The sequence below is a fragment of the Clostridia bacterium genome, assembly GCA_035561135.1.
Classification (GTDB): Bacteria; Acidobacteriota; Terriglobia; order Terriglobales; family Acidobacteriaceae; genus DATMYA01.
The window spans coordinates 20782-36438 of record DATMYA010000022.1 but is presented as its reverse complement, the minus strand read 5'-3'; the positions used below and the strand labels follow the sequence as shown (position 1 = coordinate 36438).

At 53.2% G+C, this 15657-nt stretch carries 12 protein-coding genes; 6 read left to right on the top strand and 6 right to left on the bottom strand.

From position 1 onward, the window contains the following. Window positions 1-232: 232 nt before the first annotated feature. Window positions 233-1384 (top strand): DUF3883 domain-containing protein, encoded by a 1152-nt coding sequence (locus VN622_05960; GenBank protein ID HWR35399.1) that lies wholly within the window; start codon window positions 233-235, stop codon window positions 1382-1384. On the opposite strand, the gene VN622_05955 is transcribed toward VN622_05960, so the two are convergent. The 4 genes from VN622_05955 to VN622_05940 form a co-directional block, all read right to left on the bottom strand. Continuing rightward, on the bottom strand, window positions 1385-4045 hold the full coding sequence (locus VN622_05955; GenBank protein HWR35398.1) for a DNA methyltransferase: 2661 nt from the start codon (window positions 4043-4045) through the stop codon (window positions 1385-1387). A gap of 66 nt (window positions 4046-4111) precedes the next feature. Next, a complete protein-coding gene (locus VN622_05950) occupies window positions 4112-4603 on the bottom strand; it encodes a YbjN domain-containing protein (GenBank protein ID HWR35397.1) in 492 nt (163 codons plus the stop codon). Window positions 4604-4953: 350 nt separating this feature from the next. Further along, window positions 4954-5589, bottom strand: coding sequence for a hypothetical protein (locus VN622_05945; protein HWR35396.1), 636 nt, complete (start codon window positions 5587-5589; stop codon window positions 4954-4956). An 807-nt stretch (window positions 5590-6396) separates the two neighbouring features. Then, window positions 6397-6594, bottom strand: coding sequence for a hypothetical protein (locus VN622_05940; GenBank protein HWR35395.1), 198 nt, complete (start codon window positions 6592-6594; stop codon window positions 6397-6399). Window positions 6595-7222: 628 nt separating this feature from the next. Between VN622_05940 and VN622_05935 the strand changes: the two genes are divergently transcribed. The 3 genes from VN622_05935 (at window position 7223) to VN622_05925 (ending at window position 11533) form a co-directional block, all read left to right on the top strand. Further along, a complete protein-coding gene (locus VN622_05935) occupies window positions 7223-7600 on the top strand; it encodes a hypothetical protein (protein ID HWR35394.1) in 378 nt (125 codons plus the stop codon). A gap of 80 nt (window positions 7601-7680) precedes the next feature. Then, the gene (locus tag VN622_05930; GenBank protein HWR35393.1) at window positions 7681-8718 is read left to right on the top strand and encodes a tyrosine-type recombinase/integrase; all 1038 of its coding nucleotides are present in this window, start codon (window positions 7681-7683) and stop codon (window positions 8716-8718) included. A gap of 535 nt (window positions 8719-9253) precedes the next feature. After that, window positions 9254-11533, top strand: a complete 2280-nt coding sequence (locus VN622_05925) for a phage/plasmid primase, P4 family (protein ID HWR35392.1) — start codon at window positions 9254-9256, stop codon at window positions 11531-11533. Window positions 11534-11585: 52 nt separating this feature from the next. Here the strand turns inward: VN622_05925 and VN622_05920 are convergent, their stop codons facing one another. Together VN622_05920 and VN622_05915 are read right to left on the bottom strand one after the other, a co-directional pair. Then, the gene (locus VN622_05920; protein ID HWR35391.1) at window positions 11586-13070 is read right to left on the bottom strand and encodes a hypothetical protein; all 1485 of its coding nucleotides are present in this window, start codon (window positions 13068-13070) and stop codon (window positions 11586-11588) included. A 25-nt stretch (window positions 13071-13095) separates the two neighbouring features. After that, window positions 13096-13539, bottom strand: a complete 444-nt coding sequence (locus tag VN622_05915) for a hypothetical protein (protein ID HWR35390.1) — start codon at window positions 13537-13539, stop codon at window positions 13096-13098. A 130-nt stretch (window positions 13540-13669) separates the two neighbouring features. Here VN622_05915 and VN622_05910 point away from each other — a divergent pair, with 130 nt between their 5' ends. Further along, window positions 13670-14011: a hypothetical protein gene (locus VN622_05910; GenBank protein HWR35389.1), complete on the top strand. Its 342-nt coding sequence runs from the start codon at window positions 13670-13672 to the stop codon at window positions 14009-14011. Between the two features lie 439 nt (window positions 14012-14450). Beyond that, on the top strand, window positions 14451-15572 hold the full coding sequence (locus VN622_05905; protein ID HWR35388.1) for a site-specific integrase: 1122 nt from the start codon (window positions 14451-14453) through the stop codon (window positions 15570-15572). Window positions 15573-15657 lie beyond the last annotated feature (85 nt).

The window sequence follows — 15657 nt, the reverse complement described above, 5'->3', positions numbered from 1 at the left end:
CTTTATGTACCACCGCAACAGGATTGACGCACTACATTTGTTCGCATTCGATTGATTCAAAAGGAACACACGATTGCGTTAATCCGATGCGCATGTTACGAATGTCAATGCAGACATGCCATTCGCCGACTTAAGACGCTCAGTAGTCCGAAGACTCGATGAGGCAGATAGAGGAGACCGCGGCTGGTTCCTCATCACTCGTGTTCACCTCAGCAGTGCTCGACTGAGTGACGTGGCGAAGTACCTCTACAATCTGGGTTCACAAGGGCCTATACGGCTCGGGGCGCGCAACTATCGTGACTTGGCCGCACTGGTGGGCGTTACAGGAGCTGACCCCGGCGTTACCCTGCGACGACATCATCTTCTTGCAATGGAGATGCCACTTAACTTATTGGTGCGGACGGATGGACGAAGTTGGGATGAAATAAACCTAACTCCACTCGGCGTGGACTTAGCAACTGCCAACGATTCCAATGCGATTATGGAACGGGCACTCGGAGAGATTGTCTTCTGTAGAGGGCCCTACTACACGGCAACTCGACAGCAAGAGTACCAAGACTTCGAAATCCGTCCATACAGAGCTACATTGCAGGTGTTGCAGCGGACACACGGATGGATTGACCGCGACGAATATGATTTATTTCTCTCCCGCATTCGCAACGATGAGGAAATTGCTTGGGCTGTAGATGGCATCTTGGAATTCCGCAACGTTAATGATGCCCAAAGACAGCAATTGCTCCACGAAGTTCAAGTTCGTGTGCCCGGAGAAAAGAGCTATCAGAACTGGCGCGACATGGGCCTTCACACCTTCTCGCTTTTCTCCCTCGGCATTTCCGCCATTCGCGCAGAGCAGATTCTTAGACTGACACGAACCGCTGTCGAACCCGTTACGAGGGTTCCGCGACCTGCTGCTGTTGTCCGGCCAGTCCGCGCACAGCGAGGGATTGCGCTCCGAGTTCCACAGCCTCCAGCTAATGCCGCGTTGAATGCGCCGCCGCTGCCACGCGACCCGAACGGAGGCGCTGAAGGAGAACTTCTCGTCGCGAAGCTCCTAGAGGCAGCAGGATGGCGAGTTGTGTTCTACACGAATCGACGTGGCTTTGGATTCGACCTTTGGGCCAAGAATGGTGAAGCAGTGATGCTCGTTGAGGTCAAAAGTAGCTTGGCACGTCTAGGCTCGATTTCCCTGACGCGGGTGGAACACGCAGCCGCCCAGCAATACGGAAACAACTTTTACTTGGCTGCGGTTGAGAATCTTGCGGGCACTCCCACCGTTCAATTTATTCAAAATCCTGCAGGTCTCACGATTCAAGAACAACATACAACCGAGTACAACATCCGTCGCGACGTTTGGGAACGTGCTGCTAACGCCCTAGAAGGTTAGTCACGAGAGAACAAGATACTGGTGCTTGTTCACAGTGCCCTTGTCGCGCACGCCGTGCGATTCGCAATGCTCAACGTTTTCTGAGAATCGGTCAGCTACTCTAAACCACGGGGCGGCCACCTTCTCTATTTCCTTCATCATGTCGCATTTGCGACTCAGTCCTAAGTGCAGCACCACTACGCCATTCTTCCTGATGCGTTCTCGAGCTTGGCGGAAGATAGGTTCATAGACAGAAAAGGACTGCTTTTGCAGTTCGTCAACAAATGAAAGCGGACGAACATTGAAATCGTCTCGTTCCCATCCCATGAACCATAGACGCATCCAATTCGCGAGGTAAAATCTAGTGCTGTCGAAAAATGGAGGAGAAGTTATCACCGCATCCAAGTCGTTCACGTGCTGCGGCCAACATGCCGTCGCATCGCACTCCAACACCTCCCCTTCAACAAAATTGGATGGGAGTTGTTCATCCAAACTTCGACATACCTTTGCTCGAACATGAGCCACAACCCCCTTATACTTGCGAGGCCCGCTGGGAGCGAACGGCGTTATCGGGTGTGAACGACGGCTCAACGCATAAGGGCGATTCCCATGCAGAACGTGTAGAAGTGAAGCGAGCACTAATGAGCTGCTGGCGTCTTGGTTTTGACGCTGCGCGAAGAACTTTCTAGCCAACACAATCTCGCGGAATGTTCGCTGGTGAAAATATTCCGAGAGAACGCTGTTGAAACGAATCTGCTCCGCTCTGCCAATATCTTCTTTTGTCGGTTCATTGGCTTCTATGTACGTCTCAAGTTCCGCCAGAACTGTGCTCACCGCTTCCCTTGTGGGCTTCCCGAGCTTCGCACGCGAGATTGCCAATGCAGCTGGACTTATATCGAAGGAATACGAAAACCTCCCCTGTAACGCCGCCTCGAACGGAATCGTTCCAACGCCTCCGAAAGGGTCAAGTAAGCGACCATTTTCCGGAACAAATGTTTCGACAAGCTTGCTGGCGAGTGCAGGTTTCATCTTCCCTTGATATGAACAAAGGCTGTGGAGTGGGTGCCCCCAGTTGCGCTTTGATAGCGGCGGTTTCTGGTGCGGGAGCGCCTTCTTGAAACCTAACCAGCGCTTATCCCAATCATTGTGCCGTGTGACGGCGACAGCCGCCCGGCCTGGTGTGTTCCTGAAGACCAGCAGCACTTGTTTCAATGGAGAAGTATCTCGCGACACTCTGGTTCTGAGGTGCACCGATTCCCGAAGCTCCATGCCCAGAGCCTCGGCCAGTGAACAGAGAAGCTCATCCGTTGGAACGTGCACCTTCGCATAAACGGAATCCCCAATATCTATTGCGATGGTGCCGTTTTCGCGAACGTGAGACCTAAGCGATTTCAGTAGCAGGTCCATGTCGTAAAAGTAGTTAGCCACCATCCGGGGGATACGCCCATCGTATGCGTTTGCTTCCAATCGCCGAACAAGCTCAGCCACAGCAGGTGCTGTGCACGCATCTTTCTTGCCGCGAACGTCATTGATGCCAGCGGTGATAGCCGAATCCCGGAACGCTGACAAGTCAGCTTGCGAGCGTAGAGCCCGCAAAAACCACAGCTCAATTTTGGTATTGCGGAAGTAATTCGTGCCATTTAGGTATGGTGGGCTGGTTATAACAGCATCCACCCCCAGTGCAGGCAGATTGGAAAGCCTCTTTGCATCTCCGGTTACGAGAATCGGTTGCGTTGCGAGTTGCTCCGCGGTCTCCACATCGTCTGCGACGGTCTGCAAATTACGTTGGGTGAAGTCGATAAAGTCTTCAATGTCGGTAAGTTCCTTCCCTTTCCGGAAGCGGAGGTCGCCAGCTCGGCAGAGCAGTGAGCTAGGAACAAGAGAAGCGAGAATTGCTATTGATACGAACCGTGCGATTAAGGGCTCTCGACAGCTGATTTCGTCCAGCGCGGTTCGTGCTTGCAGGACGTGCTGATAGGTTCTCTCAGAAAAGAATGCACTCTTGTCGAAGACCGCTTGATAACACGCGTCGAGCTGCTTATCGGAAGCGGAGCCGACTACGAGATTGCGCCACTGACTGCACAGTTCTCTCAACCTATCCGCAACGGCTGCACGTTGTTTCGAGGCCAACGACAAGGCTGCAGTTTTTGCCTGAATAAGGAACTGAAGCAGTGGATTGAGTTCGCAGTAATAAGCTCGTTTTCCGGCTTTCGCCGCCGTGATAGGGGTTGTTCCAACACCCCCGAACGGGTCAAGGATGCTAGTGGAGTCGGGGCTGTGCCGCTCCATTACATGCTGAACGAATTCTGGTGCGTACCCCTCAATGTAGGGATACCACCGATGAAGCGGGGCAGTCTTGCTGCTCTTGAACGTGCTATATACACCGACATCTTCCATCCCGAAGAGGGCTGGCTGGGCCTCCCCCGTTCTTTTCTCTGCCCACGTCTTCAGAATGCGGACGCAGAAGCTGTTCAATGGCAACCCGTCGGATTGCGCAGCTTCCTGCAACGAGAGATAGTCCTGATGACCGAAGATTCCTCGCAATTCATGGCTGCTCAGCCCACGAACCTGCTCGTACAGCTCACACTCCTTCGTGCCGAATGCAATTTTGAATGTATTCCGAGCGCCGTCAGGCGCAGGGAAATCAGCGAAATAAACCGACTTGAAAGTTTGGCTGGCCATGAAATTCGTACCGAAACAACTGCCATACTATGGTAGTTGTTTCGGTTTGTCGAGCATGAACGAAGACTAATTGACGCTCAAATCGGGCGCTGCAACTTGCCGACGTGATTCGGTTCGGAGCTTTTCCGCTCGTGCGATGGTCAACGCTGGGTCTGCTCCTGCCGTAAGGATTGCGATTAACGATTCGGCATAGAACTCCAAACACGACCACACACGATGAATCAATCTTGCAAGCTGGCGGTCAGTCGGCGTTCCATCGAACAAAACCATCTGGGCAATGCAGACGATTTCTCCGTCCGTATCAAGCGAGAAGTGTGCCACAGACAGCCCCCAATTTATGAGGACCACCGTTTCGCAAGCGGCTGCTCGTTTGCTCGTGCTCGCGAACACCGGGAAATGCCCCATCACGGTCAACAGCGATTCATCTGCCGTGATTCGAATGCGCGACGTTACAGGGCCGCATCTGCCCGAGAAATGCAATTGGTCATCTTCCATATCTGCGTTCACTTCAAGCTTGTCTTTTAGCAACTGCTGAATGCGATGAAGCAAAGGGTTCATAGAGGTCCTCCAGCCCATTGGTGCGTCCCCGTTCGGCTAGCCCCTCACTCGGTTGAGGCATGGTTCGGCCACGAACGCATCGAGGGTCAAGGAGGTTGTTATGGCAAAGAACATCTGGGATGTATTCGGGAAGCGAATCGGTTCAACTTCAAAACTGCCTGATGGCAAGAGACACGTCTACGATACAAACGGGCAGCCCCTTGGGAACGTATCCTCGGAAGGGACATTCGGATTGAACGGGAACAAGATTTCCCGTACACCGGACGCGGGGCTGCTTTTTAAGCGTTCAAAGAAATAGCGAGTAGGAGAACGGGCGGCTCGCTATCAGGTTGGCGAACCGCCCGCTCGAACTAAATTTGTGAGTCATTGCGATAAAGAAGGAAGTACGGGTCAACGTTTCCACCGAATGCATCGCGCATAACACCCCGTGCGCTTTCGATAAAGTCACCAGAAAGCGAGCCTGACGGCGAATCAAAATTAATCACAAGGACTTTAAGACGTGCATCGTCGCGCATCTGCGAAGAAGCGTCTTCTGCTTTCGAGCGAACCTTGGACAGAAACCAGTCCTTGTTAATCGGCTCAGGTGATTCCCAACTCCAGCCACGTGTCATCATGGTTGTTCCTTCGCCATCTCGCACGGTTATCCTTGATACCGATTCGACCAAGTCCAATTCCTTTGTGAACGGCGGTTTCAATCCACGGATTGACTCCAGAAATGCCACAATCCGGCGCTCCTGCTCTGCCGTCGGCGGGTTGTCATACGGGTAATCGACGGCCACGTTGAATCCGAACTGCTCAGGCTCTGCCTCGTACCTGCGGCGAAGTTCGTGGTTAAATGCGTCGAGAATCGTGGTATTCGCCCTTATATTCTTGACTTCAATGTAGGCGGCTGATTCCCCACGATAGCCCTCGTAATCACTAGTTGTGCCGTCAGGCAATTGCTTGTGAACCGCACGAAGGCGACTATAACCCGCATCGCGAAGCACTCGTATCGCAGCCATTTCTGCCCAGAAATCGCCGCAGGAACCGTTGAAATCCGAAAATGGCCGTCCTGCGTTTCCCAGAACGTCTGCATTGCATTTCTTTTGCGCGTCCTCGGCTCCGATTTCCGTCACATAAATGTTGCAGTCTTCGTTCAGCAATTCGAGAGGATGAGCTTCTAGCGCCAACCAAGTGAATAATGTGCAGCGAGGCTCAGCGCGTCTGCTACGCCTTTCGAGCACCTTCCCGAAGACAGTACGAATTCCGCTGTACTGCGGAAGTTCCAAGTTCTGCAACGCATCGTGAACATTCATGCTCTCGATTATTGCGCAGTGAAAAGCCTCAACGGAAGTTTTGTGTGGAGACCCTTGTAAAACGAGCGAAATGGGCCGGGTACCCTTGGGCGAGTGGTTAAGGCGGTTCGAGTTCGCCGCATCTGTAAGCACGTCCGACAGTTGCGGAACAACTGTGCGCATCAATGGGTGTCTAAAGGTGCGGGAACGTGGAACCCCAGTCCCTGAGGTGTTCCCGATACCCTTGGGCGGGTGGTAAATCCTTCTTCGATTGTCCCCATCTGCAACGAGAACCGAGGGTTGCGTGAGGAATCGGCCACTCATTGGCCGTATTGAAGTGCGGGAACGTGGAGCCTCAGTCGCCGTGCCCGCTTGGGTATTGCGGCACACATGGCGAGCGGGTGGTCATTTCGAACTAGAATCCGCGCATCCCTAACCTGTCAAAACAGTTGCGGCAATTTGCACGTCATCAACTTCGTCTAGTCCGTGCGGAACATGGGATGATGCGCCATTGGATGCTCACTCGTAGCCCCAACCACGGGCGAACTCGTGCAACTCATTCGAAATCTCTCGAACGTGATAAGCGATTTGTTCAATCAATCGGCCAAGGTGCTTGTTATCGGGTCGTGGGGCTGTCTTCTTGAAACGAATACCGACCACGGCCTCGCAGTACCCGGTCATCTCGAACAGCTTCCCCAGAATTTCTTCGTCTTTCATCGTTAGGTTGCTCATGGGCGAGAGGTGCGTCACTGGCCACCATACCCTCTCAGTTCAGTATTCCTCGGGCAGAAGAAACGTCGTGCAAGAGCGGTCAGCTTCCGTAATCACCCAGATTTTCGTTCCGTCTTTCAGGTGATATGCCGAGAGTAATCTGAACCCTTCCGCTAGTGAACGCTCGTTCTCCAAGCGGTCATGCTCGTCCATGTCGCCCCAATCACCTGCAAGGTGTCGGCGTAACAAGTGGATGGGGCTATCGCCTGTTCGTTGAAATGATTCCAGAGCGCGGGGGGTGGCCACGAGCCTTCCAAAAGGAAACTTCACGACGGCGGGGATACCGTCATCTCGTCTTAGGTTGTTCATGTGCATAAGTGCGTCTCAGAACCCCTTATCTCTCGGGTGTTCCGAAAAACTGGGTTCGAGTTTTGAAAATCCGGTGAGCTTTTCCGGGGGGTGGGTATGGCAAAACTCGTTTTCGATATCGTGTCCCGAAGGGTCGGCAAGCCTTTGTCAAAAGGATTTGTCTTATCGCTGAGAGCGTGGCCCGTTAACACGCACCGAGAGCGACTGTGGATGGAGACGCACCCATCGCTGTATTCCGCTGGGATTGCCAGCACAAGGAGAAGCGATGGGAAAAGCAGCGAAGAAGGAAGCACCCAAACGGGTGCCGTTTGATTGGGCGAAGTTGAAGAAGATGGCTGAAAACGGAGCCAGCATCGCGGAAATGGCTTCCAAGACAGACCGCAACTACGACCCGAATTCGGAAGACCCATGCAAACCGACTCGGGCACGGCTCTGCATCGCAGCCAACAAGGGAGTTCGCATTGATGGCCGCCTCATCTGCTTCAAGCGCAGTTCAAGTTTGCAGGCCAAGAAGGCTACGGAATCGAAGGCCTCACTCAAGAAGGTCACGAAGGCAACGGCCAAGAAATCCAAGCCAAAGACTATCCCGAAACCTTCCGTGGTGCCCAAACCCGAAGCACCGAAGACCCAGCCCGAAGCCTAGTTGCCGAAGCCGATTGATTGCCCCGACCTGCCGTTGCCGGTTGGGGTTTTTCGTTTTGCCCCGATTCTCTCGTGAGGGCTTTGCCGTTTCCGTTCGCACTAACAGATTGGAAATGTGAAAAGGTCTTCTACCGACCATTTGCAACCATCATTCAAGGAGAGAAAATGAGTGTTCCGTTCTTAGTTCCAAAGCCCCATCAGGCTGTTCCGGAAGGCACCAGGCGGCCTTCTGCACTCCCAGTGGATGTTTATATCGACCACCTCGGCATCGGCTCGCGTCGGGGAATGAAGGATGGTTTGGATACAGTGGCCACCTTTCTTCTGGGCCGACCAGCCGATGCCAACGACGTGGACTGGCCTTCGATTCGTTACAACCAAACTGCCGCAGTAAGAAACTGGCTTTTGACCCGATATCGACCTGCCACGTGCAAACGAATTCTTGCTGCCATACGGGGTGTGCTGAAGGAATGTTGGAGGCTCGGGCTTATGAGCCATGATGATTGCCAACGGGCTTCCGACATTGCTTCTATCCGTACCGAGGATGAACCCCGTGGTCGCGCTTTGACGAACGAAGAACTCAAGAAGCTGTTCGATGCTTGCGCCGCCGATACCAGCATCGCAGGGATACGAGATACAGCGTTGCTCTCCGTTTTATACGGCATCGGGCTTCGCCGCTCCGAACTAGTCGGTTTGAACTTCAGAGATTACGACGCCGTGGAAGGAACCCTGAGCATTGATGGCAAGGGTGGAAAACCGCGTATCGGGTTCGTTCTTGAGAACGTGAAGGTCGCGATGAATGCATGGGTAAACGCCCGTGGCGATTGGGAAGGGACGTTGTTCGTGCCGTTCGTTCGGGGGATGAAGCTCAGCTACCGCCGGATGTCAGATGACGGATTGGCACTGATTGTCCGAAAGAGAGGCGAACAGGCTGGTGTGGAGCACTTTTCGTTGCACGACCTTCGACGCACGTTCATCACGGATTTGTTATCAGCGGGTGCCGACTTATCCGTGGTTCAGAAGCTCGCTGGCCATCGCAACATCAGCACAACCCTGATTTACGACAGGCGCGGTGATGAAGCCAAGGTGAAGGCGGCGAAGTTGCTGGCAATACCAAAGTAATCTCTTGTTTGTACCCGAAGACATCTCGACTATCCGGGTATATTGACCGTGTGCAGGCATCGGCAGGTTCGGACTGAACCAATCCAATCCAATTTGCCGATGTAGGAATGTAGGGTGTGTAGGGTTGTCCCTCTGCTCTCAGAAATATAAGACGTTTCATTCTTCAGACTTGAAGCGCAATGGGGATAACCCTACATGACCCTACATCCCTACACGAAGAATGGCTCTGATGAAAAAAAAGCTCTTGATATCGTCGTAAAATCCCGCAGACTAGGAACTAGGACATCCCCAGTCCAGCGAAGTATTCCGATAAAAGGAATTCATCGTGGCTATAAAAGCAATCGCGCTCCGAAGGGAGCGCGGTGCGAACTGAAAGAAGAACGGTAGGTATTCCAAGCCTTAAGTCCACGCTAGCAGTTCCCACCTTAAAGTCAATAACAATTGGCTCCTTCAACAATCTTGAAGAGCACAGCATCAGCGCACGAAAAACGTGCCCCTATGGCTTTGCTCGGAAACGGAGGGCTTATGCCCATTTATGAATCAAATGACTTTTCTGGAAGCTGCAAAGCAATTCATTTCACTCAATATCCCTGTTTTACCTGTCTGCGCCATCGTTGATGGCAAACCGCTGTGCGGGAACCCGAAGTGCCCCGGCAGCAAACATCCACTTAGTGTCCTCGTACCACATGGTGTGAAGAACGCCACAATCGACTTGGCCATCATCGAACAGTGGAATGCCAAGTATCCATACGCCAACATTGGCATCGCCACGGGTAAGAACAGCGGGGTTGTCGTTCTGGATGAAGACCCAAAGAACGGCGGCGATGCAACTCTTGAGAAGCTTATTGCCACGCATGGCCCACTGCCTCACACTCCGACTGCTCGAACGGGCAGTGGCGGCCACCATGTCTACCTCAAGACCCCCATTAATGGCATTAAAGGCGGGAACAATCTCTTTGGTGGCGGTATAGATTTCAAGAGCGACGGCGGATACGTTGTCGCGCCGCCGAGCCTACACATCAGCGGGAAGGAATACGAATGGCTCGTCAAATTGGGCGAAGCCCCACTTGCTGACGTGCCCGATTGGCTGTTGGCTGCACTAGAGAACAAAACCCAAGCACATACCAGCACCGAAGGGGGCACAGGTGCCATTCCCGAAGGTGAACGTAATGCCAAGTTGACCAGCTTAGCTGGGAAGCTTCGCAGGAAAGGTTTCACCCAAGATGAGCTTGAGGCTGCGCTTCGGGCATTCAATCAAAAGAACTGCACCCCGCCACTAACTGACAATGAAGTTGTCGCGATTGCAACGAGCGTGGTGAACTATCCTGTCGCCCAATTCGCTCGCACGGCACCGTGCTCCGATGCCGGGAATGCCGAACTGTTCGCGTACAAATATGGCGCTCAAGTTCGCTTCGACCACAAGAAATCCCAGTGGCTCATCTGGAAGCAATATTGGTGGGAACCGGATACACAAAAGCAAGTGATGCTGTTGGCTAAAGAAGTTGCCCGTGAGCGCCAAGATGCACTCGACGGTCACTCTGGCAAGGAAGCAAGGCGATTCGCCTTCGGTTCCGAAGGCAAGGCTCGTCTGGATGCCATGCTCACGCTCGCTAAATCAGAACCACCCATCTCCGATTCCGGCGAGGGTTGGGATGCCGACCCGTGGTTGATGGGCACGCCCAACGGCGTGCTCGACCTCACGACTGGTACGCTCCGCCCCGGAAAGCCCGAAGACAAGATTACGAAGTCCACCGATGTGGAATTCGACCCGAACGCCCCATGCCAACGCTGGGAGCAGTTCTTGGAAGAAATCTTCGACGGCAACCGTGACTTGATTGACTTCATCCATTGCGCCGTTGGCTACTCGCTATCGGGTAGTACGGCAGAACAGGTGATGTTTATGTGCTACGGCACAGGCGCGAACGGCAAGGGCGTATTCTTCCACACGCTAAAGGATGCGTTGGGAGCTTATGGATTCAAAGCTCCTTCGCTGCTGTTCGACCTCGACAAGCGCTCTTCCATTCCGAACGATGTAGCAGCATTGGATGGCAAAAGGTTCGCCATCATCACTGAGATGGACGAGTCGGCATACCTGAACGAGAGCCGTATCAAGGAACTCGTTCACGGCGACCAGATGACCGCCCGATTCTTGAACAAGGAATTCTTCACGTTCAGCCCGGTTGCGAAGTACTGGATTGCGGTAAATCAGAAGCCACGAACCAAAGACGATTCCTTCGGTTTCTGGCGTAGCATTCTGCTCGTTCCGTTCACGAAGCAGTTCTCTGGCGAAAAGGCCGATAAGGGCTTGCCCGAAAAGCTGCGTGCCGAAGCCGCAGGAATTTTCGCCTGGGCGGTTCGGGGCTGCTTGGAATATCGTAAGCATGGCCTCAATCCCCCGAAGCTGGTTGCTGATGCCACAGCGGAATACAAGCAAGAATCCGATGTTCTGTCCGGGTTTCTTGCCGACGTGTGTATCGTGCAGCCCAATGCATCAATTCCAGCCCATCTGCTCTATATAGCGTATGACAACTGGGCTGATGCTCAGAAACTCTCAATAAAAGAGAAGCTTACGAATAAGGGTTTCGGGATGAAGATGAAGCTCCGCTTTGCGACGAAGCGCAATGCCAAAGGCACCTGCTACGTTGGGATTGGCCTTGTAGCGGAAAACGAAGCCGACGTGGTGCCGACCAAGAGCATGGTAGAAACCAATGCGGCAGACCCGATGCACGACCCAGCGGTACTGCAAGCGTTCTCAACAACGGAACAGAAATCCAGCATGGCAACTGAAATACTTGCTTGCGACTCCACGGCATAGCGATAGGCCCCCTGAGAATCAGGGGGCCTTATTCGTATTCGGCAAGTACGCTCTAAACCGCCGGTGGGAGCGATTCACCCGTGTAAGTTGGCGGCGTTATTTGAGCGAGCGCCAGCTTCCTCCCGATTGCTTCGAACAGAACTGGCGGTGCCTTCTTATCGGCCACGTGCGGTTTTGAAGACAGCGCCACATCTCCTGATGCGCCATTGAGAAACTGCAAAATCACTTCAGCGTTAAGCGCGAAACCGCGCTCAGATAGAACGTTCGCAGAGATGCCGCACTCGAATGTACTGCCCGACTCTGGGTCTTGGGCCGCGACCATCAGCGATGAACCGGACGTGGACATCATTGCGCGGTATTCCACTTTGCGTCCCTTGAGCAACGCTTCACGTAGGGACTTCGAATCAACGATGCACACCTGTTCAGGATAGGATGCCGATTGGACAGTTGGAAGGAACTCGCCAATCGGCAATTTGAACGCGACGATTTTCGGCGGGCAGCTAAAAATGATGTTCTCGCCGGACTGAGCAATCATGACATTATCGGACGGCAGCGAACCGACACCCGCTACGGCAAAGAGGTAGGGATTTGGGATGAACAAATCAACGAGCTTATTTACATGAACATTTTCACAAACAGTCTCAAAACACATGGAGCCGCTGCCCGAATGTCCACGGACTTCACCCCCTTCGAAGCTAAGGTGGACGCCATCTTGCAGGAACTGATAGCCCGAATGCTCGGAAGCGAACCGTGCAGAAGCCGTGATTACCTTCCTAAGCACAGCAGCGTTGCATTGTGCAATGAGAGAAGGTTCCGTGGTCACGAAGTTTAGGTTCACACCTTCGCTAGAACGTAGCGTGCCACCGTCAAACACAAATCCTTTCGCAAGTTTCAAGAGTTGCTGCGGCGTGGTGGAGACAGCGAACTTAGGTTTATCCGATACGTGCCCACGAATCCACTGGATTAAGTTGTCTGCAATCGCCGCCCTGTCGTTCCCCTCAAGCGATTGCAAGAACGTGAACACTACCTGTTCAATATCTTTCAATTTCATCGAAAGAGCGGAACCGCCTTGTCCCACATGGGACGAGGTTCCATCCTCTGCCTTCGATTTGTGCTGCTCGGGCCAAGGAAGCTCTTTATTGGTCTTCTTGCAGTAGTGGCGAATCCAGCGATATGCCGTCGTTTTGGGTTTCTTATGTGTTTTCAACCACGCCTTGAAGCCCTCACCCTTCTTGCCCTTTGCATTCAACTTCTGGCAGAGCGCGTACAGGACGGGAGCGATGGCCTCTTCGCACTTCTTGTGCTCGTCCCACAGTTGCAGGGCTTGAGCCTCCAATACCTGCTCGTCTTCAGTGTCAAGGTTTTCTGGCGACCCAGCGGTGGACGAGTTCGGCAGGAGATAGGGGCCGTCAGAGTTTTTCTGATTGGTGATGTCTTTTGGTAATACGGGTGATTCGTTCATGCGAGCAGCGTAGGATTTTGCAATCGCGTCTGGTAGCTGGAAAGAAACACCTTGAATTCTTCCCACTGGAAACAAATCGCCCTATTTCATTCCATCTGCCCTAGCGGAACGAGACCCCGTATTTTCGGAGCAGTCGTTTCAGTTGCACTACTTCGGAGCGGAGGGGGCAGTTCGCATCATGCTTTTTCTTTTCACAAGCGCAGAAGACTTTTGCCACTTTGGCCCACGTCCATTTGAGTTGCTCGTGGTAGATGAGCGCCTTTATGGCAGGAATACGCTGCTTCGCCACGCGCCCCCGACTGCCTTTGCCTGCCTGCCTCAGAATGCTGTGGCATTCGTGGAGTGTTTTGGCTTCGAGCGCCCGTCTATTTGCTTCCTCGTAGGAGAGCTTACGGCTGCGAGGGTATGCCCAATCGAGAACTTCAGCGAAACTGCGTTGGGCCGGGTCGTTTTCGATGTGCCATTCGATTTCATCAACGAACATTTCCACGGCGTAGTTGCCAGTGGCATCCGCGGCCAGCGGGTTGGTAACAACTCTAGGCATGATGCCCTCATTTTCGCGAATACCACGCCTGAATCGCAACCATTACCTTCACGGCATCGCTGCTTCCGCAGAACTTCGGCCTTCGCTCGGGCCGAAACAATACGGGCGGTGAAGTAATGAGGTTAATCGGATGAAGCATGGAAAGTGTCCACAGGAAAATTTGTACACGATGATGGATTGGGCAAAGGATTCATTTACCCAGGAGGAATGCGAGTACTGGCGTTATAGGACTTTGAATGATTTGAAGTGCCTCCCCCTGCTTTCAATTGATGAAGCTTGCTTCTATTCCAGCGTTGAACGCGGCGAGCTGGTGCAAGCGATTCGGCATTGCAAGGTTGACGCTCGTAAGTTCAAGCGCGGGGATTGGGCAGTAGTTCGCACCTCATTGGAGAAGGCATTCGGCATTGCCGCTGAACTCCAGAACCCGTGCCCCCCGTCCCCGTATGCCGATGAGGATGTAGTGAACGAGTAGGCGTTTTGGGGCTGAAGGTTATCCACTGTTCAGCCCCAAATCAAACCAAAGGAGGAACGATATGCAAACAACAAAAACGAAGCCCCGAAATTCGGCCTAGCCTCGGGCTGGAGAATACGGGCTGATTCGAAACGGGCTTCATGGCGAAAACTAAATTGCTTCTCGAACACAATTGTACGGGTGATGGCTCGTGCGATTTCATCCTCACCCCGCCGGAAATTGCTTATTTGCTGCGGGTGCCTGCAAGCTGGGTTTACCAGCACAAGGCCGACCTACCCCTTTTCCACGTTGGGCGTTACGTGCGCTGCCGCTGCGGTCAATTGCGTTCCTTTGTGCGCAACCGTGGGAGCCACGCGGCATGAGCGCACTTGGGTCAAGCAGCTTGAATTTCCCTGATTTCACTGTTACCGGTCCTCTCCTCGGTTCTAGGGGGCATTGCTTGAGGGAACGGTATCAGAACGTAAAGGTTAAGGAATTTGGGGACAAGTGGCGCATCGACTTTTGGGATTACACGACCAATCCCCGTACCAAGCGCGGGAAGAAGTGGTCAAAGAAATACGTGCCCACCAAGCGGGAGGCACAAAAGCGTGCCGATGAATTCATGGAACAGGTGAACGAGCGCAACAATTCACCGCACCTTTGTTCTACCGATGGGGACACGTTCTCATCGCTCGTGAAGTTGTACAGGGACAAGGTATCCCGCCACCTCAAGAACTCGACCCGGATGAACTACGAGTTCTTTCTGGAAACGTACCTCATACCCGCTTTCGGCAGCACACGGCTAACGAAGATTCGCCGTATTGCCGTTCAAGATTTCGTCAACGCTCAAAAGAAGTTAGCGCCGAAGACGGTTAAGAACCTCCACGCTTGCTTCCGCGCCATTCTCAACGAAGGCAAACGGTGGGGACTGCTCAAGGACAATCCCGCTGTCGGTGTTCGTTTGCCGCGTGTGCTGCGTAGGCAGCGCGTGCTGCTTACCCCTCTTGAAATTCGCAATCTTATCGAAGCGCTTCCTTGGCCAACGAACGCATTGGCCATCCTGATGGTGCATTGCTCACTTCGGTTCGGAGAGGTGGATGCACTCCGTTGGAAACGAGTGCTGGCCGACAGAATTCAAATCCGTGAACGGTTCTATGAAGGTGAATTTGACGATACAAAAACGGAAGCGGGTGACCGTGATGTGCCGCTCGATTCTGTTATTAAAGAAACGTTTCAGAAGGCATTTCAGTTATCGCGGCATCGCAAGCCCGACGACTTGGTGTTCACAGCCTCGAACGGCTCGCCAATCAATCGTCGGAACCTCCTTCGTCGGCATTTGAAGCCGACCCTGACGAAACTCGGATTGCCATGCACGTTCCATGACCTCAGGCATCTGCACAGCAGCCTCTCAATGAGAACAGGGGCCAGCCCAGAAGTTACACGGGACAACATGGGGCACAGCACGGTGGATGTCACGCAGAACATCTACACAGGGACGTGGTGGGAACAGAGGGCAGCGGCAGTGAAAGAAATCGGGAAATTGATTTGGGGTAGCGCCGATAAACCAGCCGCAAAGGATTGAGCGGCTTGAAAGTAAGCTGTTGCGCCCTGTTTTTGAGTAGCGTATCGTTCTGCTGATTTTGCAGATTTACCCAAACAGGATTTCT